This window comes from Paenibacillus urinalis, from assembly GCF_028747985.1.
Taxonomy (GTDB): domain Bacteria; phylum Bacillota; class Bacilli; order Paenibacillales; family Paenibacillaceae; genus Paenibacillus; species Paenibacillus urinalis.
The window spans coordinates 813063-838372 of the sequence record NZ_CP118108.1; the positions used below are offsets into that span (position 1 = coordinate 813063).

At 46.5% G+C, this 25310-nt stretch carries 23 protein-coding genes and 2 pseudogenes; 20 read left to right on the plus strand and 5 right to left on the minus strand.

Features of this window, described 5'->3' with window-relative positions:
* Positions 1 to 102: 102 nt before the first annotated feature.
* Together PUW25_RS03660 and PUW25_RS03665 are read right to left on the minus strand one after the other, a co-directional pair.
* On the minus strand, positions 103 to 3213 hold the full coding sequence (locus tag PUW25_RS03660) for an MMPL family transporter (RefSeq protein WP_274338105.1): 3111 nt from the start codon (positions 3211 to 3213) through the stop codon (positions 103 to 105).
* A gap of 79 nt (positions 3214 to 3292) precedes the next feature.
* Complete coding sequence (locus tag PUW25_RS03665) at positions 3293 to 3907, minus strand: TetR/AcrR family transcriptional regulator (protein WP_205054192.1); 615 nt, start codon at positions 3905 to 3907, stop codon at positions 3293 to 3295.
* Between the two features lie 307 nt (positions 3908 to 4214).
* Here PUW25_RS03665 and PUW25_RS03670 point away from each other — a divergent pair, with 307 nt between their 5' ends.
* The 7 genes and pseudogenes from PUW25_RS03670 to PUW25_RS03705 all read left to right on the plus strand — a co-directional run bounded on the left by PUW25_RS03670 (position 4215) and on the right by PUW25_RS03705 (position 11397).
* Entirely contained in the window at positions 4215 to 5522 is a 1308-nt protein-coding gene (locus tag PUW25_RS03670; protein WP_420799977.1) for an MATE family efflux transporter, read from the plus strand.
* A 126-nt stretch (positions 5523 to 5648) separates the two neighbouring features.
* Positions 5649 to 6026, plus strand: a complete 378-nt coding sequence (locus PUW25_RS03675) for a hypothetical protein (RefSeq protein WP_274338107.1) — start codon at positions 5649 to 5651, stop codon at positions 6024 to 6026.
* A 241-nt stretch (positions 6027 to 6267) separates the two neighbouring features.
* Positions 6268 to 6645 (plus strand): annotated as a pseudogene (locus tag PUW25_RS03680) (Na/Pi cotransporter family protein); the annotation flags it as partial.
* 297 nt (positions 6646 to 6942) lie between these two features.
* The gene (locus PUW25_RS03685) at positions 6943 to 7287 is read left to right on the plus strand and encodes an ArsR/SmtB family transcription factor (RefSeq protein ID WP_041846673.1); all 345 of its coding nucleotides are present in this window, start codon (positions 6943 to 6945) and stop codon (positions 7285 to 7287) included.
* 277 nt (positions 7288 to 7564) lie between these two features.
* On the plus strand, positions 7565 to 8887 hold the full coding sequence (locus PUW25_RS03695; RefSeq protein ID WP_274338108.1) for an ISL3 family transposase: 1323 nt from the start codon (positions 7565 to 7567) through the stop codon (positions 8885 to 8887).
* A gap of 33 nt (positions 8888 to 8920) precedes the next feature.
* On the plus strand, positions 8921 to 10171 hold the full coding sequence (locus PUW25_RS03700; RefSeq protein WP_274338618.1) for a Na/Pi cotransporter family protein: 1251 nt from the start codon (positions 8921 to 8923) through the stop codon (positions 10169 to 10171).
* A 215-nt stretch (positions 10172 to 10386) separates the two neighbouring features.
* Complete coding sequence (locus PUW25_RS03705; protein WP_274338110.1) at positions 10387 to 11397, plus strand: protein kinase family protein; 1011 nt, start codon at positions 10387 to 10389, stop codon at positions 11395 to 11397.
* 88 nt (positions 11398 to 11485) lie between these two features.
* Here PUW25_RS03705 and PUW25_RS03710 read toward each other — a convergent pair whose 3' ends face one another.
* Positions 11486 to 12172, minus strand: coding sequence for a lysoplasmalogenase (locus PUW25_RS03710; RefSeq protein WP_274338111.1), 687 nt, complete (start codon positions 12170 to 12172; stop codon positions 11486 to 11488).
* Between the two features lie 130 nt (positions 12173 to 12302).
* On the opposite strand from PUW25_RS03710, the gene PUW25_RS03715 reads away from it, so the two are divergent.
* The 12 genes and pseudogenes from PUW25_RS03715 to PUW25_RS03770 all read left to right on the plus strand — a co-directional run bounded on the left by PUW25_RS03715 (position 12303) and on the right by PUW25_RS03770 (position 23489).
* Positions 12303 to 12821 (plus strand): ankyrin repeat domain-containing protein, encoded by a 519-nt coding sequence (locus PUW25_RS03715; RefSeq protein WP_274338112.1) that lies wholly within the window; start codon positions 12303 to 12305, stop codon positions 12819 to 12821.
* A gap of 271 nt (positions 12822 to 13092) precedes the next feature.
* Complete coding sequence (locus PUW25_RS03720) at positions 13093 to 13617, plus strand: hypothetical protein (protein ID WP_274338113.1); 525 nt, start codon at positions 13093 to 13095, stop codon at positions 13615 to 13617.
* Positions 13614 to 14267: a phosphate starvation-inducible protein PhoH gene (locus PUW25_RS03725; protein ID WP_205054184.1), complete on the plus strand. Its 654-nt coding sequence runs from the start codon at positions 13614 to 13616 to the stop codon at positions 14265 to 14267. Before PUW25_RS03720 ends, PUW25_RS03725 begins: the two co-directional genes overlap by 4 nt.
* Positions 14255 to 14860 (plus strand): hypothetical protein, encoded by a 606-nt coding sequence (locus tag PUW25_RS03730; RefSeq protein ID WP_274338114.1) that lies wholly within the window; start codon positions 14255 to 14257, stop codon positions 14858 to 14860. The genes PUW25_RS03725 and PUW25_RS03730 overlap by 13 nt, the downstream gene beginning before the upstream one ends.
* Positions 14861 to 14912: 52 nt before the next feature.
* Positions 14913 to 16538 carry an ABC transporter substrate-binding protein gene (locus PUW25_RS03735; RefSeq protein ID WP_274338115.1) on the plus strand — a complete coding sequence of 542 codons (1626 nt, stop codon included), beginning with the start codon at positions 14913 to 14915 and terminating at the stop codon, positions 16536 to 16538.
* Positions 16525 to 17523: an ABC transporter permease gene (locus PUW25_RS03740; RefSeq protein ID WP_274338116.1), complete on the plus strand. Its 999-nt coding sequence runs from the start codon at positions 16525 to 16527 to the stop codon at positions 17521 to 17523. The genes PUW25_RS03735 and PUW25_RS03740 overlap by 14 nt, the downstream gene beginning before the upstream one ends.
* Before the next feature lie 263 nt (positions 17524 to 17786).
* Positions 17787 to 19100 (plus strand): annotated as a pseudogene (locus tag PUW25_RS03745) (ATP-binding cassette domain-containing protein).
* Between the two features lie 2 nt (positions 19101 to 19102).
* Positions 19103 to 19849, plus strand: a complete 747-nt coding sequence (locus tag PUW25_RS03750; RefSeq protein ID WP_274338117.1) for an ABC transporter ATP-binding protein — start codon at positions 19103 to 19105, stop codon at positions 19847 to 19849.
* 428 nt (positions 19850 to 20277) lie between these two features.
* Positions 20278 to 21162, plus strand: a complete 885-nt coding sequence (locus PUW25_RS03755) for an ABC transporter ATP-binding protein (protein ID WP_274338118.1) — start codon at positions 20278 to 20280, stop codon at positions 21160 to 21162.
* 12 nt (positions 21163 to 21174) lie between these two features.
* The gene (locus PUW25_RS03760; protein WP_238546445.1) at positions 21175 to 21963 is read left to right on the plus strand and encodes an ABC transporter permease; all 789 of its coding nucleotides are present in this window, start codon (positions 21175 to 21177) and stop codon (positions 21961 to 21963) included.
* A gap of 20 nt (positions 21964 to 21983) precedes the next feature.
* Positions 21984 to 22778: an ABC transporter permease subunit gene (locus tag PUW25_RS03765; RefSeq protein ID WP_047912873.1), complete on the plus strand. Its 795-nt coding sequence runs from the start codon at positions 21984 to 21986 to the stop codon at positions 22776 to 22778.
* Positions 22779 to 23054: 276 nt separating this feature from the next.
* Positions 23055 to 23489, plus strand: a complete 435-nt coding sequence (locus PUW25_RS03770; RefSeq protein ID WP_047912874.1) for a hypothetical protein — start codon at positions 23055 to 23057, stop codon at positions 23487 to 23489.
* A 217-nt stretch (positions 23490 to 23706) separates the two neighbouring features.
* Here PUW25_RS03770 and PUW25_RS27475 read toward each other — a convergent pair whose 3' ends face one another.
* On the minus strand, positions 23707 to 23790 hold the full coding sequence (locus tag PUW25_RS27475) for a putative holin-like toxin (RefSeq protein WP_370510365.1): 84 nt from the start codon (positions 23788 to 23790) through the stop codon (positions 23707 to 23709).
* Positions 23791 to 23976: 186 nt separating this feature from the next.
* Here PUW25_RS27475 and PUW25_RS03775 point away from each other — a divergent pair, with 186 nt between their 5' ends.
* Entirely contained in the window at positions 23977 to 24555 is a 579-nt protein-coding gene (locus PUW25_RS03775; protein WP_047912875.1) for a hypothetical protein, read from the plus strand.
* Here the strand turns inward: PUW25_RS03775 and PUW25_RS03780 are convergent.
* Complete coding sequence (locus tag PUW25_RS03780; protein ID WP_047912876.1) at positions 24518 to 25189, minus strand: 3'-5' exonuclease; 672 nt, start codon at positions 25187 to 25189, stop codon at positions 24518 to 24520. The genes PUW25_RS03775 and PUW25_RS03780 overlap by 38 nt on opposite strands.
* Positions 25190 to 25310 lie beyond the last annotated feature (121 nt).

The following is a 25310-nucleotide window of genomic DNA, read 5'->3' on the forward strand; positions in this document are numbered from 1 at the left end:
CAAAAGAACCCCGATCCTTCTCAAATGAAGAATCGGGGTTCTTTTTTTAATACTTCAAGCTCTGATGCTCTAAATCGACCAATTGACGATAAACTGCAATCCTTATGCATCAAACGTTTGATGGGATGCTTGATCAGAAGCTGCCTTATTCTTCTTACCCCATTTCTGTGGCAGCACAATGAGTGCCGGTACAAGCATAGGCAGAAGAATGAAGCACAGCACGATCAGTCCGGCCATCACGGCCGTTGCCAGCTCAATCAGCAGGACAAGTCCGGATGGGATCAGCGTGGCGAATGTTCCGCCGAGAATAATCATCGCCGAGATGATGACTCCGCCGATATTTTTCGCGGACTTCACAAGTGCTGCAGTCGGATTAAGATCCCCATACTCCTTATAGCGCATCATGAAGAAGATGCTGTAATCGACACCGACGGCGACGATGATGATGAAGGAGAAGAATGGAACGAAGGAGGATACCCCGTCAGCTCCCAAGATCTGATACGTTACAAAATTCGTTGCAGCCATGGCCGTGTAATAGGAAGCGATCAGCGCCAAAATAATGTAGATGGATGGCAGCAGTGACTTGATAACGAACAGCAGTACGATAAATACGCCGAGAATAACGAGAATGGCTGTACTGTTGAAGGACTCAAGCTGTGCCTTGTTCGTGTCATAAGTGAAGGAGCTTGGTCCGGCAGCTCCGTAAGCAGCCCCGTCAAGCACCGTACCCTTCAGACTTGCAGCCAGTGTTTCGTTAATGTCCTCAATCGTATCCATTGCTCCCATGGAATAAGGATCTTCCTTCAGAATAACCATCATCTTCGTTACCTTGCGGTCATCGGACATGAAGGTATCAAGCGATGTCTTAAATTCTTCTGCTTCCAAAGCTTCCTTCGGAATGAAGAAGGTCTTCGCCGATTCATATTGCGACAGGAAGTCACCTGTCTGATCAAGACCTTCGGATATGTCGTTAAGACCATTGCCGCTCTGACCAAGGCCGTCCTTCAGGCTGCCCATACCACTGGACAGCTGGGATAATCCGCTGGTGAGCTCTTGTTGTCCCGCATTGACCTGAGCAAGTGCATCATTCAGCTGATTCATGTTCGATGTAATGACCGATGAGCCGTCTGCACCTTCGGATAGACCGGAAGAGAGCTGATTCGCTCCTTGTTCGAGCTCACTCAGGCCAGCCAGAATCTGCTCTTGGCCGCTGTTCACTTGTGCCAAACCGCCTGCAGCGGTATCGAAGCCGCTGTTCAGCTTGCCGTAATTCTCATTCAACTCATTCAAACCGCCTGTAATCTGGGCGAGTCCGCCTTCGAGTGCGGCACCTTGCGCCTTAAGCTGATTATATGTCTCGTCTTGCTGCAGTTCCGTGTGACTGTCACCAAGAGCCGAGACTAGAGTATTGATGCCTGCCATGCCGGTCTGAATTCCAGGAAGCTGCTCCGATAGTGCAGTATATCCACTGCGAAGGGCTTCGTACTGGCTGTGAATCTCAGTGAGTCCACTCGACAGCTCTCCAGTACTGGATACGATGGCACCAAGTCCGTTCCTGATCTCCGAAATACCTGCAGCAAGACCGTCAGCACCAGCGGCGCCTTCATCAAGCCCGCTTCCAAGCTGTCCTACTGCATCGGTCAGCTGGCGGTAGCCGGATTCAATCTCGCTCGATCCGGATACGAGCTCATCAACCTGAGAGAAGTCAGGTGTAGATAAGCCTTCCTCCATCTGGGTCAGACCATCCCTGATCTGATCTACTCCGTCTTTGGAGGCTGAGATGCCGCCGGTAATCGTTTCGGCTTGACTCGAAACATAGAAGTCCTCGATTGGTTCGAATTGAGGCTGTGTCACGCTGGATACCTGATCTACACCCGGTAGACTCTTCAATGTATTCGTGACCTGATCCAGCGCGGCGAGCGCTTCGTTGTTATCCATCGGCTCATCCGATTCAATAACGACATTGGTTGGAAGCGCCTGACCTTTGCTGAAATTGTCGGCAACAAGGCTGAAGCCCTTGGTCGATGGATAGCCATTGCCAAGCTCCTTCAGCTGGTCAAATGACAAGGTCTGCTTGCTGAACATCAGCACAGGAATCATCACGAGGATGATGAGAACGGTCGTAAGGACCGGAAACCGCACGGAAATAGACGTCAGCTTGCCCCAGAACTTGCTGTCCTTGTGACCTGCATCCTGCTTCGAAGGCCAGAAGAGCTTCGGTCCGAGGGTCTTCATGAAGAACGGTGTTAAGGTATAGATTTGAGCGATCAGAATTACGGTACCTATCGCGACGACATTGGCAGATTGATAAATACCAAAGTTGGAGAAGCTGAGTGCCGCGAAGGCAATGAACACCGTAAGGGTACTGTACAAGATCGTCTTGCCCGCAGTACGGTACGTTGTCGATATCGCCTCATCGACGCCTGCTCCATGGGACAGCTCTTCCTTGAAACGATTAAACAGAAGAATGTTGTAGTCCGTTCCGATCCCAAACAGGATAAGAACAAGCAGCATCTGCGTTACACTGGTTACAGGGAAATCGAGCTTGTCGATAATCTGCGCCGCGATCCCCATGGAGACGAGATAAGTAATCCCGACAGTCAGCAGAGAGATGAAAGGAATCAATGCAGACCGGAACATGATAATGAGGACGATTAGTATGAAGGCGACCGTCAGGGCAGCACTTTTTTCTACCCCAATGATGGTTGCTTCCAAGTAGTCGTTCTGAATGAAATCTTCACCACTTAAGTAAAAATCCGTATCCACACCGGACAGCTCGGATTCAAGCTCCTGCTTGATATCCTTCACTTCACGGTCGCCCTTATCAATGCTGAAGCTGACCATAAGTGTGGTTTCGTTCTCCGAGATGAGCGAGGACTTCGCTTCCGGTGTTCCGAACGGATCCAGGAGCTCGGTAATGCCAAGGCCAGACATGTGATCACGGATATTATTAATGCCGGTTTCAATGTCTGCAAGCTCCGTGTCTGATAATTTGTCTTCGTTATGAAAAACAATAATATTGCTCGTTCCCTTATCGCCGTCAATCTTCTTCAGCATTTGGCTGGCGACCTTGGAAGGACTGTCCTCTGTCAGGGGATCCTGTCCTCTCTCATGCAGTATGGCATTCACATCGGGCTGAAATACGGTCAATAGACCTGCCAGTGCCAGCCACACGACTAGAATGAGCACCCGCCATTTGACGATTCTTTGCATTCTCTCTGACTCCTTTTTTTCTATAGATAGATTAGTAAACACATGTTCATTTTACGAGCAAAAAAAACCAATGATGACATCACCGGCTTAATTTTTTCGCGAATCCTTCTCCGAATACGTACAGCTGCTCATCTACCAGGTATTTGATGGTGCTGCCTTCCTCATGATCACGCAGAATGATGCATATACCTTCGATCATGGTGGTAGCGAACATTTGAACAGATAATTGATCCTTCGGATCGTGTAACTCCGTAATGTTCTTCGCAATGAGCATGACCTTCTCCAGTATTTGTGCAACAATCTCGATCAAATCCTGCTTGGCCTGTTCGTAAGCAGATCCCTGACTTAATGTCAGCAGTATCTTGAACTCAATGCTCGATTCCTTCATCAGTTCCACGAGGGTATCGTCTACGAGCTGAATACAGTTGAGCGTTTCAAAGGCATCAATCGTATTGGTGCGGTCAACGGCATCCTTAATATCCATCGTATACTTGATGAACTTGACGAAGGTCGGTTCAAGTACAGCGTGGAATAGGTCGTCCTTATTCTTGAAATACCGATAGATATTACCTGTTGTGATGCCAGCCGTGCCGGCAATTCGCCGCATAGAGGATTGAGCATAGCCATACTGCTCGAATTCAGAGAGGGCCGCGGCAAGAATGCGGTCTTTGATCTCTTCTTTTAATGTTTGCATTAATGAACACCTGTTTACTATTAAGATGATGGTATTAGTATAGAGGAGTGGAAACCGATTTACAAGCATCATTTTCGAACTCATGTATACCATGTATTACGTCAAGCCGAAGGATTAAATGAGAAAAAGGATGGTTATCACTATGCAAGAGCTGTGAAGGTGCTATAATAGTGTGGCAATTGATTCTAATACACTGAAAAAGAGATGATGAGCTTTGAATTCACCGGAACCCTATATACGACCCAAATCGACCTCAGCAGGCTTGCTGAATAAATATTTTACGGGTAACACGCTTGATTATAAGCAAATGATCGCGATTATTATCCCGATATTTGTGGATCAAGCTTTTATTATTTTGATGAGTCTGTTAAATACGGCCATGATCAGCTCCTCTGGAGTTGCCGCTGTCAGTGCGGTGAGCATGGTCGACTCCCTGAATATTTTCCTCATTAACGTATTTGTCGCCGTTGCGACGGGAGGAACCGTCATTGTTGCCCAGTACAAGGGCAGCGGTAATCCCGAGATGGCAGCCAAATCCGCATCACAGGCTATATCCGCTGTCGCTATTCTTTCCATATTCCTATGTGTGCTCGTGATCGCTTTTCATACGCCCATTCTAAACCTGTTATTTGGCGGAGCAGAAGCCGCTGTATTTGATAATGCAAGGCTGTACCTGATCGGAAGCTGCTTGTCCTATCCTTTTATAGCTATATTTCAGGCAGTTACCGGCGTGCTGCGAGGTGTGGCGGAGACAAGACCGTGTCTTATTCTATCGCTCATCATGAACCTGACCTTTCTCGGGCTGAACATTTTGTTCATCACCGTGCTGGATATGGGTGTAATGGGCCTCATTATATCCATGCTGACGGCAAGAGTGATCGGGGCAGCAGCGTCGCTGTATTATCTCGTGAAGATCAATCAGTCCTTGCTGTTCCGTATCAAAAATTTATTGAAGCTTAATTTCTCTATCCTTAAGAAAATTATGACCGTGGGCATACCGTTCGCCGCGGAGCAGATGTTCTTCAATGGAGGGAAGCTGCTAACGCAGACCTTTATTGTTCAGCTCGGGACGTTCGCCATTACAGCCAATGCCATTGCCGGCTCGATATCACTCGTGTTCCAGATCGGCGGCAGCGCGCTGAGCATCGCGATCGTCACGATCGTCGGGCAATGTATCGGTAACAAGAATACCGAGGATGCCCGCAAATTTATAAGATCTCTGCTCTGGCTGTCGAGCATCTTCTTCGTTGGCATTGCAGCCATCTTGCTGCCGCTGTTCCCGTGGGTGGTGCAGCTGTTCTCGCCGCCTGAGGAGATCGTGCCGATTATCTTCGGCCTGACGCTGCTGATTGCTATTGCGCAGCCATTTCTGTGGTCTACAAGCTTTATTCTACCTTCTGCGCTTCGTGCGGCAGGGGATTCCAATTTTACGTCCATGACATCGCTTCTGTCGATGTGGCTTCTGCGCATTGGTCTTGGCTATGTGCTGGGCATTACGCTCGGTTACGGCATCATGGGTGTATGGATTGCAATGGTCTTTGAATGGGGTGTCCGCGGCCTGATCTTCTGGCTAAGGTTCCGGGGCGAGAAGTGGTACAGTCGGAAGCTGATTTAAGTGAAAATACTCTTTGTCCATCTATGCTGATGGGGAAGGAGTATTTTTTTCATCCATTTATTGTAATTATTGTATCCTAATGATATAGATGTGCGTATTCAAAGTCTTGCGGATGGAGGTTGAGACATGAAATATATGGGTATCGCTGCTATGATTCTGCTGTTACTGCTAACGGGGTGTACACAGACAGAAGAGGTTACTTTTGTAGGGGAGAGTGATCACTGGACAGGTAGATACAAGGCAATCATTGGGGAGTCACAGGAAGAGGGTGACTTCATATTTGAGTATAAGGCGGAGGAACCGCAAGAGGTCCATTTTAATAAACTGGAGATCTATGCTGATGATAAGAGTCACATATTTAAGAGTAATGAATACAATTCCCGGAGAGTCACGATGTCGAGTAGCTGCTCCGGCTGTTCTGTAACTCGGAAGGAAGCTGAACTTCAGGTGAAGATTAAATGGGATGAACATGAAGAATCATTTGTTATGAAGCATCAGCCATAAAATTTATGGAAATTGGGCAGGATCCTTATAAGGAAATGAGCTATTTAACGTAGAGGATCGGCTTGATTTGTTAATAAAAAGGGCGTCCTAGCCATGAAGTACGATGTTTTTGACGACGAACCCGGCCCTTTTCATGTCGCAATATGTCAATAGTTAGATAGTTTATCTCCTCTCTGTAATGTGCTAAATTAATATAGTTCGTTTTTTGAAATATATAGCTCTTTAAGGGGGATCTGCACCATTGGATTGGCAGGATATTTTGTTTAAATTTATCGGGGGATTAGGGATATTCCTGTTCGGTATTAAGTATATGTCGGACGGGCTGCAGAAATCAGCCGGCGATAAGATGCGCAGCATACTGGAGAAGTACACATCTAACCCTATTCTGGGTGTTCTGTTCGGTATTGGGGTCACTGTTCTGATTCAGTCGTCTTCAGGGACGACCGTCATGGCCATTGGTCTTGTAAATGCAGGGCTGATGACACTTCGTCAGGCTATCGGTATTGTAATGGGTGCGAATATCGGAACAACGATGACTGCATTCATCGTCGGAATCAAGATTGATGAATATGCTCTGCCCATTATTGCAGTGGGTGCCTTCTTCTTGTTCTTTATTAAGGGTCTTCGGAATATATAGTGGAATTACTATTTTAATAATTTAAAAACAGTTAGTGTTAAATCGGATTATTTAGTGGAATACTAAGGAAAATAATAGTTCCAATCAAACACAAACACAGGTGATTATAGGTTGAAAAAAATTTAAATAGTCAGTGCAAGGGAAATAAATTACTATATTGTAAAGGTGTCATAACGTACTGATAAAAAAGATGCTTATATTATGAATTTCACTGTATAAACGTCTTGACACAAAAACTATTACACTATATAATGTAATTGTGAAATGGAGGAGGAAATAATGGCTGAAAACTGGTGTACACCAAAACCAAAACTAACGGAACGCCCCTTGTTAGATACAGATAACGCTGAGGGTTTAAGTGAGACCTTTAAAATACTTTCTAATGGGACTCGACTCAGAATATTGCACACTTTAATTCGAACACCAAATTTATCTGTTAGTGAGGTAGCAGAACAGCTTGAAATGAAACCTCAAGCCATTTCCAACCAACTTCAACGATTGGTCGATAAAGGCATCGTTCGCAATAATCGTGAAGGCAATTTTATTCGGTACCGAATTGTTGATAATTGTGTCGTTAGTCTTTTAGACCAAGGTTGGTGTTTAACCGAGGATTTACCAAAATAATAAGGAGGAGTTTGGTATGGAAAAATGTGCGAGACCAAGCTGTAATTGTCTTCTTGGTGAAAACAAAGTAGAAGTAGAAGGAAAAGTTTATTGCAGTCAAGAATGTGTAGATAACTGTACTGATGAAGTCTGTGAGTGCAAAGATTGTAGCTGTGCTACTGCATAAATGAATAATGAAAAGGTTATCCCTGCATCAATGGGATAACCTTTTTTACGTAGGATATTCAATGAAAGATAATTAATATCGTAACACTACGAGTAGTAAAGGATGAACAGTATGTCAGACTTATTATTACTACCAGATCTTAAAACAACAGAACCACCACAAGAAAATGAAAGCGATATGATGTTTAAAGTGGAAGCAATCGAACCGCCTGAACGTTGTCCTGAATGTGGTTTTGATAAGTTGTATAGGCATGACTCACGAAAGCAACTAATTATGGACTTGCCCATTCGTTTGAAGCGAGTGGGCTTACAACTAAAGCGTAGACGTTATAAATGTCGTGAATGTGGTTCTACCTTTTGGGAACGTCTTATTTCTATTGACGAAAAACGTAGCATGACTAAAAGGTTGTTAAAGTCCATTGAAGAGCAGTCTATGTCCAAGACCTTTGTGGATGTCGCTGAAAGCGTCGGTGTAGACGAAAAGACCGTAAGAAACGTCTTTAAGGACTATGTAGCATTTAAAGAACAAGAATACCAATTTGAGACTCCTAAATGGCTTGGAATAGATGAAATACATATTATCCGTAAACCTCGTCTTGTATCGACTAATGTTGAACGTAAAACCATCTTTGATATTAAGCCTAATCGTAATAAGAATACTGTTATACAAAGGCTTTCAGAGATTGGTGATAGGCATTACATTGAATACGTCACAATGGATATGTGGAAGCCTTACAAAGATGCAGTAAATACTGTTTTGCCACACGCTAAAGTAGTTGTAGATAAGTTTCATGTAGTCCGAATGGCTAATCAAGCATTAGATAATGTTAGGAAGTCTCTCAGAGCCAATATGACAGCCAAAGAAAGGCGTACCCTTATGCGTGAAAGGTATATCCTTCTTAAACGAAAGCATGACTTGAATGAAAGAGACTCATTTCTTTTAGATACTTGGTTAAGTAATAGCTCTGACCTAAAAGAAGCCTATGAAATTAAAGAAGAGTTCTACATGATATGGGATACAGATGATTCTGACGAGGGGATGGATCGTTATAGATATTGGAGACAACGTTGTTTATCCAGTAACTCTAAAGACGCATATAAAGACCTTGTTAGAGCTGTAGACAACTGGCAGGATGAAATCTTCAACTACTTCGATAAAAGGCTCACTAACGCTTATACAGAGTCCATTAATAGTATTATTAGGCAAGTAGAACGAATGGGTAGAGGTTACTCCTTTGAAGCCTTACGAGCCAAAATACTTTTTAATGAAAAACTACATAAGAGACGTAAGCCACGTTTTAATTCGAGTGCGTTCAGCAAAGCTATATTATACGAAACTCTCAATTGGTATGAAGTGACAGACCACAACATAACAGACAACTATGGTGTTGATTTTTCCACACTAATTAAGAAATTGGAGAAGGGTGGAATATAAGCCCTTTTCCACCATAAAATCCGAATACCCTTTATTAATAAGAAGCGCTACCAGTATATAGGTCAGGTGATTTTCGGATTCGGTACCTTGTTCCTTGGTCTATCGACCATGAGCGGAGGGCTTAAGCCTCTTCGGGAAATGCCGGTATTCACAGATTTCATGGTACAGCTGTCTGATCAGCCGATTCTCGGACTTATTGTCGGTACGGTCTTTACGATGATTGTTCAGAGTTCAAGCGCAACGATCGGGATCTTGCAGACGATTGCGGATGAGGGCATGATCAGCCTTCAAGGAGCGCTGCCGATTCTGTTCGGGGACAACATCGGTACGACAATTACTGCGGTTCTCGCATCGATCGGAGCTACAGTAGCGGCGAAGCGAACGGCGCTTGTCCATGTTATCTTTAACGTGGTGGGTTCGATCATCTTCCTTATTCTGCTTCCTGTGGTGCATACCGTCGTGCTCTGGATCGGAGAAGGGGTTAACATCCGAATGCAAATTGCATATGCACACGGTATATTCAACGTAACAAATACCCTCATCTTCCTGCCGCTCATTCCGGTACTGGCCTGGATCGTAACGAAGGCCGTTCCTGGTAAGATGCAGGAGATCCAGTTCAAGGCAATTTATCTGGATGACCGTTTGCTGGCAACTCCAGCCTTAGCGCTCGGACAAGCACAGCACGAAATTGTTCGTATGGGGCAATTTGCACGGGAGTCTTTGCAGGACGCAACAGGCTATTTCCTTAAGAAGGACAATAAGCTTGCCGAACTTGCGCTGCAAAAAGAAGAGCTCATTAATGAACTGAACCGTAAAATTACGGATTATATTATTAAGATTCATCAGAACAACGATGGACTTGGTGCAGGCGAAACAGAGAAAGCGACAGGCTGGTTCCAGACCGTCAGCGACATTGAACGGATTGGAGATCATGCAGAAAATATGGTCGAGCTTGCTGAATTTAGTATTACGAACAAGCTGGAATTCTCTAAAGAGGCTACAACTGAGCTGACCGAAATGATCGAAATCGCAGATCAGGCTGTGGAACAAGCACTTATCGCACTGGAGCATCAGAATGAAGATGCGGCACGCGCTGTTCTGGAGCATGAGAGTAAGCTGGACGAGCTTGAAGTGAAATTCCGTAAGAACCATATTCAGCGTTTGAATCGGAACCAGTGCTCTGGAGGTACAGGGGCAATCTATCTTGATATCCTGACCAACCTCGAGCGGATTGGAGATCACAGCAAGAATATCGCTCAATTTGTACTGCACGAACAGCACTAATTGTGCTTGGGTGTAACCCTGTATTTTATTAAAAAATAGACTTTAAATAACGAAGTGTTCCTCTCATTAACTAATTAGGTTCGTGAGGAGGAGCACTTTTTTTGATGGGATTGCGAAGTGAATACAAACGTTATTATCAGAGGGAAGAAGGATTTCTGAGGAGCTGAACCGAAGAGCTGAAATTAGAATGAACAATAGAAGTGGAGGCCCGCAAATTGAATATCGAACGGTATCATCTCGAAGAAATCCTATCTGCATACGGAATAAAGAATCAGATCACAGATACACACGATTATATTAAGCAATATAGTGTCTCTGACACGCCTCGCGTAAAGGCGATTATCCGAACAGATTTTGTAGATCGTCCGTCTGTCGTATTTAAGATGATTAAGCAGAAGGAGCATCCAAGATGGAAGATGGAGCAGCAAAGCATATTTTCAGAGCATATGAGAAGGAATGGAATTCTTACTCCAAAAAGATACATATCCGAGGGACAATACTGCATTTCTGTATGGATCGAAAATGTAGAGCTCGATGTAATCGTTGAAGATTACTTGGGAGAAGAAATCAGAACAATTGATGTGGAGACTGCAGGCAGAATAGGACAGCTCATGGCAAGGATGCACATCATTTCGGAAAGAGACGATTGTCACATCGATGCTGATTCGATCTTCAAGGTTACGGGATATAACGAGGCCAGCGGCTACGAACGATTTAGAGAGCTCGGTGAAGCGGGATATCTTAATCAAGAGAAGTATGAACGAATTATTCAGCTGTATGAGGACCGAATGAATCGAATTCAAGCCATGTGGCATGAACTTCCCAGGCATGCGACGCAGGGCGATTATTCTATAAACAATTTAGTATTGAGAGACGGAGCTGTGGGTATTTTTGACTACAATATTGCGGGTGACGAAACACTTGTTGGGGACCTGATCGTTGAAGGTCTTCTGGTCACAAATGAAATGGATCTGGCAGAAGGATTAAGCATGGATGACCGTCCACAACTGTTTAATGCTTTTTATGATGGATACAGCAAGGTTAGACCGCTCCAGGAGCTGGAACAGGCAGTGGTAAAGGATGTCTATGCTGTTGTGGCTTCAATGTGGTTTACAACAATCAGATATGAGGAGGATTCATTGGAGTTTTTGGTTGAAAGGCATGAGGTAGTGAAAATGGAAAGCATACTGGACCAAATGCTGGAGCTCCTATCGGAAGCAAAGTAACGATACATATTTAAATCATAGTAAGCCGCCCCTCCCCATAAATGCCATGAAGAGAGAGGCGGAATGGACAACGACAGCGGATTAACAGTTAATATTTGATGTTCACCTTGAGAAGCGAGCTTCTTCTATGTGCAGCAGCACCGATGCTGCATGCAATTAGAAACTGGGCAGCGTAGTACGTTGCCATAATAAGGACACCTGCGTAAGGTATCGCTTCTACGAACTTATTCCATGCCAGGATGGAATCCGAAATGACAAAGAGCAGACTCCCGATGCTGGCCCACACATTCCCTGTCATAACCGCGGACCAGAGCATAAGTGAAATGACGGTAACATACGCAATAACAGGAATGATTAGACCCTTCAAGTCGGCTGACATGGCAATATGTTGTGCAAGCTTACCACCCATAATCCAGGCGTAGATGCCGATGGGGATTATGCTTAACAGGCGAATCCAAGAGAAGCGCCATTGATTTAGAAAAGCGGTCAGATAGAATAGATGGCCGATCAAAAAGGCAAGCAGGCCATATACGAACCATATCGGCAGCAGGCCGTCACCCAGCATACAGAAGAACAAGCCGGCCAGCAACAGAGCGTGCGCCGAACGCCGGCCAGTTCGCATGCGCAGGAGGGCGTACAATATAATAAGTGCCATCGGAATCAGCTTGAAGAGCAATTTAACTTCAAATGGCTCTTCCGGAATGAAGAAGATATATAGTATGCTCGTGATGAGAACAAGTAGAGGCAGCAAGAGATTCCTCCCGAAGTACATCATGTCAGGACACTCCTTATGTAAGGGTTTTTATGAGTGAATTCTGTATTCATCATATAGCAGATGGCGAGGAAAGTCATGGAAAAAGAATGGAGCGAAAAGCACGGATTATAATACCTGAGGAGGATAAGAAATGGAGAATGCTAAACTTCAAGTAACCGCACTATTTGAAGCTTTGATCGCAGGAGACAAGGAGCGTGTATCAGAACTGTTGACAGAGCAGCCTCAGCTCGCAAATACAGAGAATGAAGATGGATTAACCCCACTGGCTTATGCAGGACATCTGGGATTTGAAGACATTGTTCAGACATTACTAGATCATGGGGCAGAGGTCAACGCTGTGACCCATTCCAAAATTGCTTATATTCCGTCTAACACGGCTCTGCATGCGACGATTGCCGGTGAACGAAGTCTTAACGTCATTAAGCTTCTCCTGTCTCATGGGGCAGATCCGAACATAGTGGACTGCGATGGTCATACGGCACTGCATTCGGCTGCGTATCATACGGATCGCACAGAGATCCTTCAGCTGCTGCTTGATCAAGGTGCAGAGGTGAGCAGTCCTACCGGCGATGGAGAGACGGCTCTGCAGATCGCCGAGAAGCAAGGGAACGAGAAGGTGGCAGCGGTCCTGAAGCAGATGACAATCTAATTTGTATCAAATGATCAGACAGTCCATGCGTGGTACGCATGGGCTGATTTTTGTGCTCGGATCGCACCTTATTATATTCCAAAATATTACTTCAACAATTAGACACAAAATTAGCCCCTAAGTTCCAGTTATTGATATTGATTATCATTGTCATTGTTGGTATTCTCATTAGAAGCGATTATCAATGATAATCATTCTCAACTACATAACGAGAATGCCGGCTTTCTTTGTTTAACATATGAATAAAATCAAAAAGGGTGTGATGTGCTTTATGTCAGTTATCAAAATAAAAGACCGTGGAGAATTGCTGTCCTTACAGTTCTCTGAGCTCCGCAACTATCACGGCAATGTGGCACTAATGGCCATCGGAGTCGGCTTTCGGGTTGTTCAGGCGGCACTTGCAGAGCTGTACGGTGATGAAGCACCGGAACGAGCAAGCCTGTCAATACGATCAGGACATGCAGGACCGGGGTTTCGTGATGCGTTTGAGTATACAACACGGGCGGTAACACGCGGAGAATATACGGTGGATGTCAATTATCCGGCAGCACAGTATGACCCGTATCGTCCACAGTCGTATGCTTTTGTCATTTCGGACAAGAGCGGCTCATCGGTTGAGGTCATGCTGAAGCAGGACTTTCTTCCTCCGGTATTTTACGAATATTTGTACAAGGGCCGAGAGGGATTAATGTCAGAAGAAGACGCAAGGGCAAATACCCAGCTGAAAGCGGATTTATGTGAGAAGGCGCTGTCGCTGCCTCAGGATGAGCTGCTGAATGTGAGGAGGCTACTATGAAGAGTGCTGCAGACTTTCTCCTGCTGGATTCCGGAGCAAGCTTCAGCCAGCAGAATGTAAGAGACGGAGATCTTGATGTAAGAGTTATGGTGCTGGATCAGTACGATTTGGAAGATTATGATTTACCACAAAAAGGCCATAAGTTTCTAATCATTGACGAATTTATCGATCAGGAATTGATGCTCCGGCACAAAGGGAAGATCAAGTCATTTCTTGATCAAGGGAACATCTTACTCTTCTGCGGTCATTTGTTCCGGCACTGGATACCGGGAGCCTCGATGTTCGTTCCCAAAACGATACATAATCATTTGGATTATACCGTAACCGTACTCCCTCATCCGATCTTTGAAGGGGTACTGTCTGATGATATTACGTATAACAAAGGTGTGGCAGGGTTCTTCGCTCGGGGACATCATCCCCTTCCAGAAGGAGCAGAGGTACTGCTCACACTGCCGGAGGGTGAGCCCATTACTTACATCGACCGGAATAGCAGCCAAGGCACTATTATTGTTCATGCCGGCCGTAACCTGTTCCGTTATCGACATATGGGACATAGCAGTGCGGGAAGAATCGGAGAGCAGCTGGAACGGTTCATCTATGAGGAACACGAAGCAATTCAGCACAGGAGGGATCGTTCATGCGCAAAATAGCCGTTCTCTACACGGGCAGCTCACATCAGCATCGGACTTTTACCGAGCCCAAATATAAGCAGTACATTGAAGAGCTCGTGTATCTGCCTAAGCTGGATGAAGTGGATCTCCATCCATATGATGTGCTCATCATTCCTTCACAGATTCATGAGAAGCTTATCACTCGGCATCTGGACCGTATCCATGCATTTCTCGACCAGGGCAAGGTTGTGGTGGCACTCGGTGCTCAGCACAATAACTGGTTCACAGGACATCATTGGGAGTTCCGTCCGACCAACTTCTGGTGGTGGCGTGAGCCTGGAGCAAAGAGCGGTCTAGTCCTGACCAAGCCGGAGCATGATCTGTTCCGTTATATTACACTTGCGGATGCCACTTGGCATTATCATGGTGTGTTCTTTCCGAAGCATGAAGTAGAGTCTCTGATCGAAATTGAAAACGACGGTTCTATTTTTTATGTGGACAAAGACAGCACGAGCGGGACACTGATCCTGACGACGCTGGACCCTGAATATCATTACGGCTCCTACTTCATGCCTGCTACAGAGCGCTTCCTGGACGGATTTCTTCCATGGCTGGCAGAAGGCAGGCTCTGATACACCCGTTAATTCAACTACATCACAGTTTTAAAGGGGATAACGAAATCAAATGAAAAAATCAATGCTTATGCTCCTGCTTACCCTCATCTTAGTCGTAACCGGATGCTCGACAGGCAGCGGAGGCGGAAGTACAACTTCTAACGAACCGGCTGCATCCGGCACACCTGCGGAAGGGGAGACCGCGAGCGGAACGATAGAATCTTTAAGAATTCCAGGCGGTAACGTCGGATATCCTTCTCCGTTTACCTTCAGCGCGTCCGGTCCATTTGGATATTTGCGAAGCTCGTATATTTTTGACACCCTGACTTGGAAGGATGATACGGGCGTTATTCCATGGCTGGCCAAGTCCTGGGAAATGTCTGAAGACGGCATGACGTATACGTTTGAGCTTGAAGAGGATGTAAAATGGCATGACGGCGAAGCCTTTACGGCAGATGACGTGGTGTTCAGCTACAACTACTACAATACTTATCCGTACAACTGGACGGGTGATCTTACGCAAATTAAAAGTGTAGAAAAAGTGGACGATCACACGGTTGAATTCCACCTGAACAATAAATATGCACCGTTCCTGAGCGATCTCGTAGGAATTGTACCGATCATTCCGCAGCATGTATGGGAATCTGTTGACAATCCAGTGGAGTTCCAAGAGGATGCAGCTCTGATCGGAACAGGGCCTTACAAGCTGGCGGAATATGATGCGGCTTCCGGGCAATATCTATATGAAGCAAACGAAGAATATTTCAAGGGTGAGGTGATGGTCAAAGAAATTGCCTACGTGGATGTACCTGACAAACTGCTCGCTCTGCAAAATGGCGAAATCGACCAAACCTACACATTTAATTACACGGATGTTCAAACGGCTGAGCAATCGGGATTCAAGTCCATTAAGGTAGAACCGACAGGCAGTGTCGTGCGTCTTGCCTTCAATCTGGATCATCCTCAGCTGCAGGATAAACGTCTTCGCCAGGCGATCGCTTATGCGCTCAACCGTGAAGATATGGCCAGCAAAATTACAGGCGGCGAACCGATGCCGGGCAGCGGCGGTGTCATTCCACCAGATTCACCTTGGTACAACGAGAACGTGAAGCAATATGATTACAATGTTGAAAAAGCAAACGAGCTTCTTGATGAGCTTGGCTACACGAAGAATGCAGAAGGCATGCGAGAGGATCTGAAGCTGAGCGTCATGGTATCTTCAAGCATGCAGGAATCGACGATGATGAAGGAGATGCTGAAGGAGGTCGGCATTGAGCTGAACGTCGCACAAGTGGACTCTGCAGCATTCTCTGATGCAATGGGCGAGAATCAATACGACATGGCTCTTACCGGTCATATTGGTGTAAGTGGTGATCCGGACTTCCTGCGTCTGTGGTTCTCTGGACAAGCCTCCAACACACTGGCTTCCCGCGGTACTGTATTTGATGCAGACGGCTTCCAGGAACTGGCCGAACAGCAAATGCAGGAGCTGGATGAGACGAAGCGTGGAGAGATCATTGATCAAATGCAGGACATTCTCGCTGAGAATCTTCCAACCCTCGTGCTGTATCACCGTCCGTTCTATGATATTCACAATGCGAACGTCTTCGACGGCTGGAAGAACACTTACGGCGGAATCGCCGACGGTATGCCGCTGTGGGAGAACAAGGCATTCCTGATCCATGCGGAACAGTAAAAAATACGCTTCTTATTTGCTCGTACTCCTATTCGTTATCCTCTTAAACTTCTGGCTTCCCCGGCTCCTTCCGGGGGGGCCAGTCGAATATATTACGGGCGGCGGCGAAGAGGGCGCCGTATTCTTAACCGAAGCACAGAAGTCAGCGATGCTGGAGTATTATCATCTGGATGAATCTACAGGGGAACAATTCATACGGTATTTGAAGGGGCTTGTTACCTTTGACTTCGGCTTATCTATTATTCACAAAACACCGGTGTACGAAGTGATCATGGAGCGGCTTCCCTGGACTCTGCTCCTTGTTGGGATCGCGAGTCTCTTCTCTATTCTGATCGGACTTATTGGCGGGCTGTATTCCGCTTGGCGTCATCCGGGGCGAACGGACCGGGGCTTGTTTCTGACCATGCTTGGGGTTAGCTCGATACCGGAATTTCTGATCGGCATGGTGCTTCTAATTGCGTTCGCAGCACAGCTCGGCTGGTTCCCGCTTGGGGGAGCGAAGACGGCGTTTCTTCGTGCCGATTCCTGGATGGCCGAGGCTGCGGATGTGATGCTTCATGCGGCTTTGCCTGCGGTGACACTCACCTTGGCGAGTCTGTCGGGTATCTATCTGCTCATGCGGAACGAGGCGATTCGTGTCCGCAACGAGACGTACGTGGAGTTTGCCTCTGCCAAAGGGCTTGGTTCACGCTCTATTCTGTTCCGGCATATCGGGCGTAACGCAGCACTGCCGCTTGTCACGCTGATCATGATTCGACTAGGGGCATTGATTGCCGGATCGGTACTCGTTGAGACGGTATTCGCCTATCCGGGCATCGGGAAGCTGCTGCAGGAAGCGATTCTCGGGCGGGATTACCCGCTGCTGCACGGTTTATTCTTGCTGATGACACTATTTGTGCTGATTCTGAATCTGATTGGGGATCTGCTGTATCCTTATCTCGATCCCCGGATTCGCAAGGCGGAGACAAGTGAGGTGAGATCATGAAGCTGACTTGGTCTCAGAAGATAGGGACAGCACTGTTCGTTGTATATGTCATTATAGGGATATTCGGGCCTCTCGTGATTAACATATCACCTCATGCTATTGACGGAGAGCGGCTGATGCCGCCGTCTGGCGAATACTGGCTTGGGACGAATGCTATCGGGCAGAATTTATTCAGTCAGCTCATCTATGGAGCAAGAACAACGCTGATTATCGGGCTCACTGTAGCGCTGATCAGCACCTTCTTGAGCGCAGCGCTGGGTCTGATGGCCGGTTATTCCAAACGGCTTGATCCGTTCCTGAACGGTCTCGCCAACATGCTGCTGGTGCTGCCATCGCTGCTGCTAATTCTGATTGTGGCTTCATTCACAGGCGGCGGCACCTGGCAGCTGATCTTAACGCTCAGTCTGCTGACCTGGCCTGGTTACATGAGACTGATCCGGGCTTCCGTGCTGTCACTGAAAGAGCGGGAGTTCGTCAAGGCAGCGCAGCTGTATAACGGAAGCAGCAGTTATATTCTGCGGCGTCACTTGCTGCCGTTCATCTGGCCGCTTGTGCGCACTAAGTTCATTATGTCATTCCAATCGGCCGTAGCGATGGAAGCGAGTCTGTCCTTTCTCGGCATTGGTGATCCCAGCACGGTATCCTGGGGTCGAATGCTCCAGGATGCATTCTCGCGAACGCAGACTTTCCTGACCGATGCGTGGCTGTGGATGGTGGTGCCCCCAGCGGGTGCCCTCCTGATCGTTATTATGGCCCTCGCCATGATGGGAGAGGGCAGACCAACGAGACAAGGATTTGCTGCGAAGCTGAACCGTCCGGAGAGCCGGGTTATCGCGGGTCAAGCTGCCAAGCGCGGAGGGGAAGGACAAGCTGCTGCAATCTCCGTCCAGGATCTGTCGGTAACTTATGGGGATAAGACGATTGTCCATCCCATTTCATTTGAAGTGAAGGAAGGCAGCATTACTTCCCTCGTAGGTGAGTCAGGCTCCGGCAAGACGACGCTGGCCCGCGCCGTGTACGGACTTGTGCCGGATGAGTCGATAACAGGCAGTGTACAGATTGGCGGCCATTCGATTTATGCGAAGGACAAGGCAAATGCCATGCAGCGCTGGGTAGATACTGCTTATATTTTTCAAGATCCGCGAAGCAGCTTCAATCCGATCATGAACATCGGGCAGCAATTCTATGAAACGATGAAGCTGCAGCATAACAGGGAGGAGAAACACTCAGCGGCAATTGCAGCCCTGAAGGAGGTGTAGCTTGGAGAGCATGTGCTGTCCCTCTATCCTCATCAGCTCAGTGGCGGAATGCCGGCGAGAGCTCTGATTGCCCTGGCTTTTGTTAACAAGCCGAAGGTACTGATTGCGGACGAGCCGACAGGGGCGCTGGACCCTCTTGTCAAAAGAGAGGTGTTCGATCTCCTGGTCACCAAGGTCCGGGAGAACCGCATGGCGCTTCTGCTCATTACGCACGATATTCCTGCAGCAGAGCATATTTCGGATCTTATTATCGTTCTTCATGGCGGCAGAGCAGTGGAGCCGCAGTATGAAGAGCAGTCGAGTGCGGGAGGTGATTGAGGTTGCTGCGTATAGATAAGGTGTCGAAGCATTTTGCCCGGAAGAGAAAAGGGGACGTTGTCAAAGCAGTCGATGACGTGTCCATCCGGCTGGGTGAGAATGAAATATTCGCACTCATTGGCGAGAGCGGCTCAGGCAAGTCCACCTTGGCGGAGATGGTCATCGGCTTGCAGGAGCCTACCTCCGGTTCGATTGGATGGGAAGAGCAGACTGTACAGAGTGAGCAGAGTTCCCGGAGTGCGCAGAGCATGCAGATCGTTTTTCAAAATCCGGACCGGTCCATGAATCCGTACTGGAGAGTGGGAGAGATTATCGCAGAGCCGCTCAGGCTGAGTGGATATTCGAAGCAGCAGGCCCGCAAGCAGGCAGAAGCTCTGCTCGAGAAGGTCAAGCTGACATCCGATTTCATGCAGCGGTATCCTGCAGAATGCTCCGGTGGACAGAAGCAGCGGATTGCGATTGCGAGAGCCCTAACCATGTCCCCCCGGCTGCTCGTCGCTGATGAGATCACCTCAGCACTGGATCCTGCCATTGAGGAAGAAATTTTGCAGCTGCTCCTCACGCTGAAAAGATCCGAAGGAATGTCCATTCTGTACATCACCCACCGGATTGAGACGATCTCGGGCTTTGCCGACCGTGTCGCCGTTATGAAAAATGGAGTGATTATGGAGATTGGTCCTGCGGGGGCAGTATTTAACGATCCTCAATCGGATTACACGAAGGCTTTGCTGAGAGCCGCATTTTATTAAAGGTCTTACAAAGCAGCGCCCGATGCTGGAAAAGACATCAAAACGATTCAGTTTAGATTGCGCTTCTCAAAAAGTGGATGTTGTAGGATATCGAATTGAAGTAGATCGAATAGAAGTGGCCTAGGGTGAAAACCTGAAGGTCACTTTTTTTATATCACATAAGATGGAGATGGTCGTTTTGGGCATAAAAATATAAATTTCACTCGGTCCACTCCGATGCGAAGGTAAACCGCATTCCACTATGAGAAGATGAGCAAAACAAAGCATATCGGTCAATCATCTGCGCCTTCTGTATAAATTAGGCCTACATCTGCTGTAAATACCAAAATTAATGCAAATTTGCCGACTGTCTGATTTTACCCTGCTGCGGCGATCCCGTATGATTTGATCAGAAACCAAGTTGCAGGAATAGAGCGGAGGGATGGCGCATGAATGCCGTGGAGATTGAGCATCTAACCAAGCAGTACGGCAAGGCAAGAGGGATTATTGATGTGAGCTTCTCGATTGAGGAAGGTGAGATCTTTGGCTTTATCGGGCCGAACGGGGCAGGCAAATCAACAACGATCCGGACACTGCTTGCTCTCATCTATCCCACGAGCGGCACGGCCTCCATCTTCGGTAAGGACTGCATTCGTCACAGCGCGGAGATTAAGAAGGAGATCGGATATCTGCCTGCGGAGGTTTTTTATTACGATCATATGAGAGTTGTGGATCTGCTCAAATATTCAGCCAGCTTCTACAAGAAGGATTGTACGAAACGCATGAAGGAGCTCGCGGAGCGGATGGACCTGGACTTGAGCAAGAAGATCGAGAGCCTGTCACTGGGCAACAAGAAGAAGGTGGGCATCGTGCAAGGGCTTCTCCATAGTCCCCAGCTGCTTATTCTCGATGAGCCGACGAGCGGACTCGATCCGCTGATGCAGCATACGTTTTTTGAATTGCTGAAGGAGGAGAATGAACGGGGGGCAGCGATCTTATTTTCCTCCCATATCTTGAGCGAAGTTCAGCGGCTGTGTAACCGGGTTGGGATTATTAAAGAAGGTAGAATTGTGACCGTAGAGAAGATCAGCGCACTGAAGGAGTCGAACTATAAAAAGTTTGCGATTGAAACGGCCATTCCTCTGGACCCGCAGCAGCTGGATATCGACGGTGTTAGTCATATTACGGCGGAGGGGAGCATCACCCGGTTTTTGTTCAAGGGGAATTTGAATCAGATCCTGCAGAGACTGGCCCATATAGAGATGGATAATCTATGGATCGAGGAGCCGAATCTCGAAGAAATCTTCATGCATTACTATGACAGGGAGGCTTGATTCGGGGTGAACATGTTTCTTTTTGAACTGAAATCTTATCGAAAATCACTGCTGATCTGGTCCTTGTCCATCATTGGCATCATGGTATTTCTGCTCTCCTTATTCCCATCCATCTCAAGGGAGTTTGATGCCTTTGCGCGCATTCTTGAGGGATATCCGGAACCGTTCAGGCAGGCGTTTGGTATTCAGATTGAAAGTATGGGCACGTTTCTCGGATTCTACACTTATATATTGATGTACATTACGCTGTGCGGAGCCATCCAGGCGATGCTGCTGGGCATGTCGGTCGTATCACGGGAAACCCGGGAGAGAACCGCCGATTTCCTCCTGACCAAGCCCGTGACGCGAACCAAGGTACTTACCTCCAAGTTGCTGGCTGCGGTCGCATCTATTCTGCTGACCAATCTACTGTATCTTGCCGGGGCCTGGCTTATGGCGGAACAGCTTCAACCCAGTGCGTATGATGTCAAATTGTACTTCATGCTCTCGATGACCCTTCTGTTCGTGCAGCTGATGTTTGTTGGGATCGGTCTCCTCGTTTCCGTGCTGCTGCCGAGAATCAAAGCCATTCTTCCTGTATCGCTGACGACCGTGCTTGTTTTTTATATGATCGGGATGCTTGTGGCTGGAGATGAGGGAGGAATGAAGCGATATTTGTCTCCGTTCAAGTATTTTGACACGAAGAGAGTCCTGGAGACGGCAAGCTATGAAGTACCCTACATGACGGCCGCAGCCGGGATCATGATGGTATGTACCGCTGTCTGCTATTACATGTATATAAGAAGAGATATATCTGCCTAGCCTTGCGGGAGGGTGAGTTCATGAACATATTTCGGAGAGAAATGAAGAGCTATCGGAAGTCCCTGCTGTTCTGGTGCATCGGCATTGTACTGCTAATAGCGGCGGGAATGAACAAATACGAAGCGACAGCTGCCGGAGGTGAGCTGAACCAGGTGATTGCAGATATGCCGGAATCCCTGCAGGCTATGATGGGGGCGGGAGCCTATGATCTGTCGAAGGCCAGCGGATATTACGGAATGTTCATGCTGTATTTGTTCTTCGCCGTCACCATTCATGCCGTAACGCTCGGGGCCAGCATGATTGCCAAGGAAGAGCAGGACAGAACAGCAGAATTCCTATTCACCAAGCCCTTGACCAGAAACACAGTCATCACCGCCAAAATAACAGCTGCTCTGCTGCAGATCCTCATCCTTAACCTGGTCACTTGGGCATCGAGCGTTATGATCGTCAGCATGTACAATAACGGAGAGCAGGTAAATGATGATATTGCCGTTCTGATGATCGGGATGCTTATTCTACAGATCATCTTCCTCCTCGTCGGAACAGCACTTGCCTCCGTATCCAAGCGTGTGAAGCAGGCGGCTTCTATATCTTCCGGCATATTACTCGCTGCGTTCATCTTATCCATTGCCATTGATCTGAATGAGAGACTTGAAGGTCTGAAGTATTTCACGCCATTCAAGTATTTTGAGGCGAAGGAGATGATGTACGGGGGAGGATTCGATCTCATCTATGTCCTTCTGTCCGTGCTACTCATTGGAGTCCTGCTGGTCATCACCTATACGGCCTTCCGTAAGCGGGATTTGATGGTGTAGCCATGGAGATCCGAAGCATTAAGAAATTGCCTGTATAATCCAGTTATGTTATCATAACAATAGAAATAAGGACGGTCCGCTAAACCGTCCTCAGCACAATAGCTTGGTGGGAACTCCTCCGAGTAAAGCTATAAGTGGAAGAAGTGACCCAGGTGCGGAAACCTAGAGGGTCACTTCTTTTTTGAGTCGATGTATGTCAGTAGCGCTGACAAACCCAGCGAACTAACTCGGTGTCTGAAATATGGGATATCTATACTACCAGTGAGGGGACATAAGATGAGGAAAAGGAATGTAATTATTGCTGCGACAATTTTAGTCCTAGTAATAGGGGTAATTATCGTTTGGAATCTTGTGCCTACAGAAACGACATTTGAGGATGCAATGCAGGAAGGCTTTAGTGTTGAAGATGTGACTCACATCAGCACAAGAAATGCTAACAATGAGCAGGTGATTCTAGATGAACCGCAGATCCAAGCATTCATTAATGTATTAATGAGCTTGGAACTGAAGGAGAATAATTTCACTCCAGATTCAGACTCAGAACTCCATACATTCATACTAGAACTTAATAACAACCCCGAATATCAGATTGATCTTTATAGTGAGAATTATGTCTCAATTTATGACTCCAGTTTAAAGGGTAACAAAACTAAGAAATATGAAATTACGAATGATATTGATCTAGAAGCAATTCAAAGTGCTATCCAGTGAGGATACGATGATTAAAGTACGGATCATTTTAATGTATTTTTAAAATGTTGCTGGAATCACGATCTCTGATTCAAAATTGCCTGTATAATCCAATTATGTTATCATAACAATAGAAATAAGGACGGATGGCGGTCCGTCCTCAGCACAATAGCTTGGTGGGCACTCCTCCATGTGTGTTATATCGCGAAGAAGTGACCCGGTTGCCAAACCTAAGGGGTCACTTCTTTTTTGAATCGATGTATGTCAGTAGCGCTATGATAAAGCCAGCGAACAGTAACATATCGGCAAAAGAGAAGTGCATGAGCCTCACCTCCTTTCCGGAGGAAGACCCGCCCACCTAGGCGTATCGTACAACCCATATTATACCATGTGCCCTGAGAAATCAGGGCTTTTTTCTTGCATTTTTCTTAAGGGTCAGGAATCTATCTGATTAAAAAAGCTGCGGCTCAAGATGCATAGAGATATCGGATAAAGGAGAGTAAATTATATGTTTAAAATCTATTATAGAATAGTTGATGATATGGATGAACTTAAGAAGGTTAGTAGCAAAGAGTTTGACGATGAATATGCGGATATATTTGGATTTTTTTCGATCCGAATTGGTATTGAAATAGAAGGATTTTATCATGATAGAGAACTAAGAGATGGTGAAATGGGACATGAGATGCTGACTGCTTGGTTTGAACTTTATTTAACTGCTTTAGAGGGGCTATATGAATTTGGCTATGCTGCCTTTAGAGAGGCAGGTACATTAGACAGCTGGTTAGAATTCAGAATGAAAGATAACCAGGTTCAAATCAGTGCTGCGAAGGATACACTGCATAACAGCGAGTATATCCTTTTTATAGATGAGAAAAGATTCGAATATCCTCGATGGAGGGACATAGAAATCCCTTTTGCTGACTTTAGAGGTGAGATTATAAACCAAACAAAATCTTTTGTGTATGAAGTAAAATCGTTAAATTCGGAATTAGGCGAGAGCCAATTAATTCAATCATTATTATCTAAAATAAATAGTAGGAATGATCCTACAGGACCATTCCCAACATGTTTGCGAGATCACTGAAAGGCATATTCTTCTCTTCTCCGCTGCCAGATGAATAAACAAGTTCACTCGTATATAGAGGTTCCTCCGCTGCATTATTGTTTGTAAGAGTCAGCTTAGGATAGACATGAGCAAAGATTCTTCCCGTGTTAAGGGCATCATCTAATGCTTGGTGAGGACGTCCCATGAAGACTAGGTTCAAATGCTCGAGCGCTCGCTTTAGTCCAAAACGGTTACCTGAGTTCTCCCCGTGCAGCATCGTAAACTGCAGCTGTAAGTCGTTATAGTTCATGAGCCAGGACAAGGAAAGGTCACGTTCACGACAGTGTCTTACCAGCTGATACTTATCATCAGGCCCCCATGCAATGAAATAATATGGCTCATCTCCTATCCAATTCGTGAAGGCAGACAGTATATCTTTAAATCCAGACGCTCCGTCAACATCCTCCTGTGTTATTCCGGTCAGTGCCGTGGTCATAGCGTTGACCTTTGGGTTGCGCTCAGGCTTAACGTACGAATGAAAGAGGTCCGTCATGATTATACCTTGGTTGGCTTCGTTTGTTGTCATCTTGATTGCACCGATTTCAATAATATCCCCTCCGCTTCGTCCCCTTAGGCACATGAACTCGAGATCCAATACGATGTAATTTACCATGCTGGACTACGCCTCCTTCTATGATGTGCACGAGTATAGCAGAAGGAAATGTCCGTATTCTGTCAGAGAATATATGTTCGCGCAAAACGGTTCAATATCAAACAAAGTTGAAAACCAGTTA

Coding starts and splice junctions, on each gene's coding strand:
- PUW25_RS03660 (WP_274338105.1), bottom strand. CDS start 3,213: ATGCAAAGAATCGTCAAATGGCGGGTGCTCATTCTAGTCGTGTGGCTG.
- PUW25_RS03665 (WP_205054192.1), bottom strand. CDS start 3,907: ATGCAAACATTAAAAGAAGAGATCAAAGACCGCATTCTTGCCGCGGCC.
- PUW25_RS03670 (WP_420799977.1), top strand. CDS start 4,215: ATGATCGCGATTATTATCCCGATATTTGTGGATCAAGCTTTTATTATT.
- PUW25_RS03675 (WP_274338107.1), top strand. CDS start 5,649: ATGAAATATATGGGTATCGCTGCTATGATTCTGCTGTTACTGCTAACG.
- PUW25_RS03685 (WP_041846673.1), top strand. CDS start 6,943: ATGGCTGAAAACTGGTGTACACCAAAACCAAAACTAACGGAACGCCCC.
- PUW25_RS03695 (WP_274338108.1), top strand. CDS start 7,565: ATGTCAGACTTATTATTACTACCAGATCTTAAAACAACAGAACCACCA.
- PUW25_RS03710 (WP_274338111.1), bottom strand. CDS start 12,172: ATGATGTACTTCGGGAGGAATCTCTTGCTGCCTCTACTTGTTCTCATC.
- PUW25_RS03715 (WP_274338112.1), top strand. CDS start 12,303: ATGGAGAATGCTAAACTTCAAGTAACCGCACTATTTGAAGCTTTGATC.
- PUW25_RS03720 (WP_274338113.1), top strand. CDS start 13,093: ATGTCAGTTATCAAAATAAAAGACCGTGGAGAATTGCTGTCCTTACAG.
- PUW25_RS03725 (WP_205054184.1), top strand. CDS start 13,614: ATGAAGAGTGCTGCAGACTTTCTCCTGCTGGATTCCGGAGCAAGCTTC.
- PUW25_RS03730 (WP_274338114.1), top strand. CDS start 14,255: ATGCGCAAAATAGCCGTTCTCTACACGGGCAGCTCACATCAGCATCGG.
- PUW25_RS03735 (WP_274338115.1), top strand. CDS start 14,913: ATGAAAAAATCAATGCTTATGCTCCTGCTTACCCTCATCTTAGTCGTA.
- PUW25_RS03740 (WP_274338116.1), top strand. CDS start 16,525: ATGCGGAACAGTAAAAAATACGCTTCTTATTTGCTCGTACTCCTATTC.
- PUW25_RS03755 (WP_274338118.1), top strand. CDS start 20,278: ATGAATGCCGTGGAGATTGAGCATCTAACCAAGCAGTACGGCAAGGCA.
- PUW25_RS03760 (WP_238546445.1), top strand. CDS start 21,175: ATGTTTCTTTTTGAACTGAAATCTTATCGAAAATCACTGCTGATCTGG.
- PUW25_RS03765 (WP_047912873.1), top strand. CDS start 21,984: ATGAACATATTTCGGAGAGAAATGAAGAGCTATCGGAAGTCCCTGCTG.
- PUW25_RS03770 (WP_047912874.1), top strand. CDS start 23,055: ATGAGGAAAAGGAATGTAATTATTGCTGCGACAATTTTAGTCCTAGTA.
- PUW25_RS27475 (WP_370510365.1), bottom strand. CDS start 23,790: ATGCACTTCTCTTTTGCCGATATGTTACTGTTCGCTGGCTTTATCATA.
- PUW25_RS03775 (WP_047912875.1), top strand. CDS start 23,977: ATGTTTAAAATCTATTATAGAATAGTTGATGATATGGATGAACTTAAG.
- PUW25_RS03780 (WP_047912876.1), bottom strand. CDS start 25,189: ATGGTAAATTACATCGTATTGGATCTCGAGTTCATGTGCCTAAGGGGA.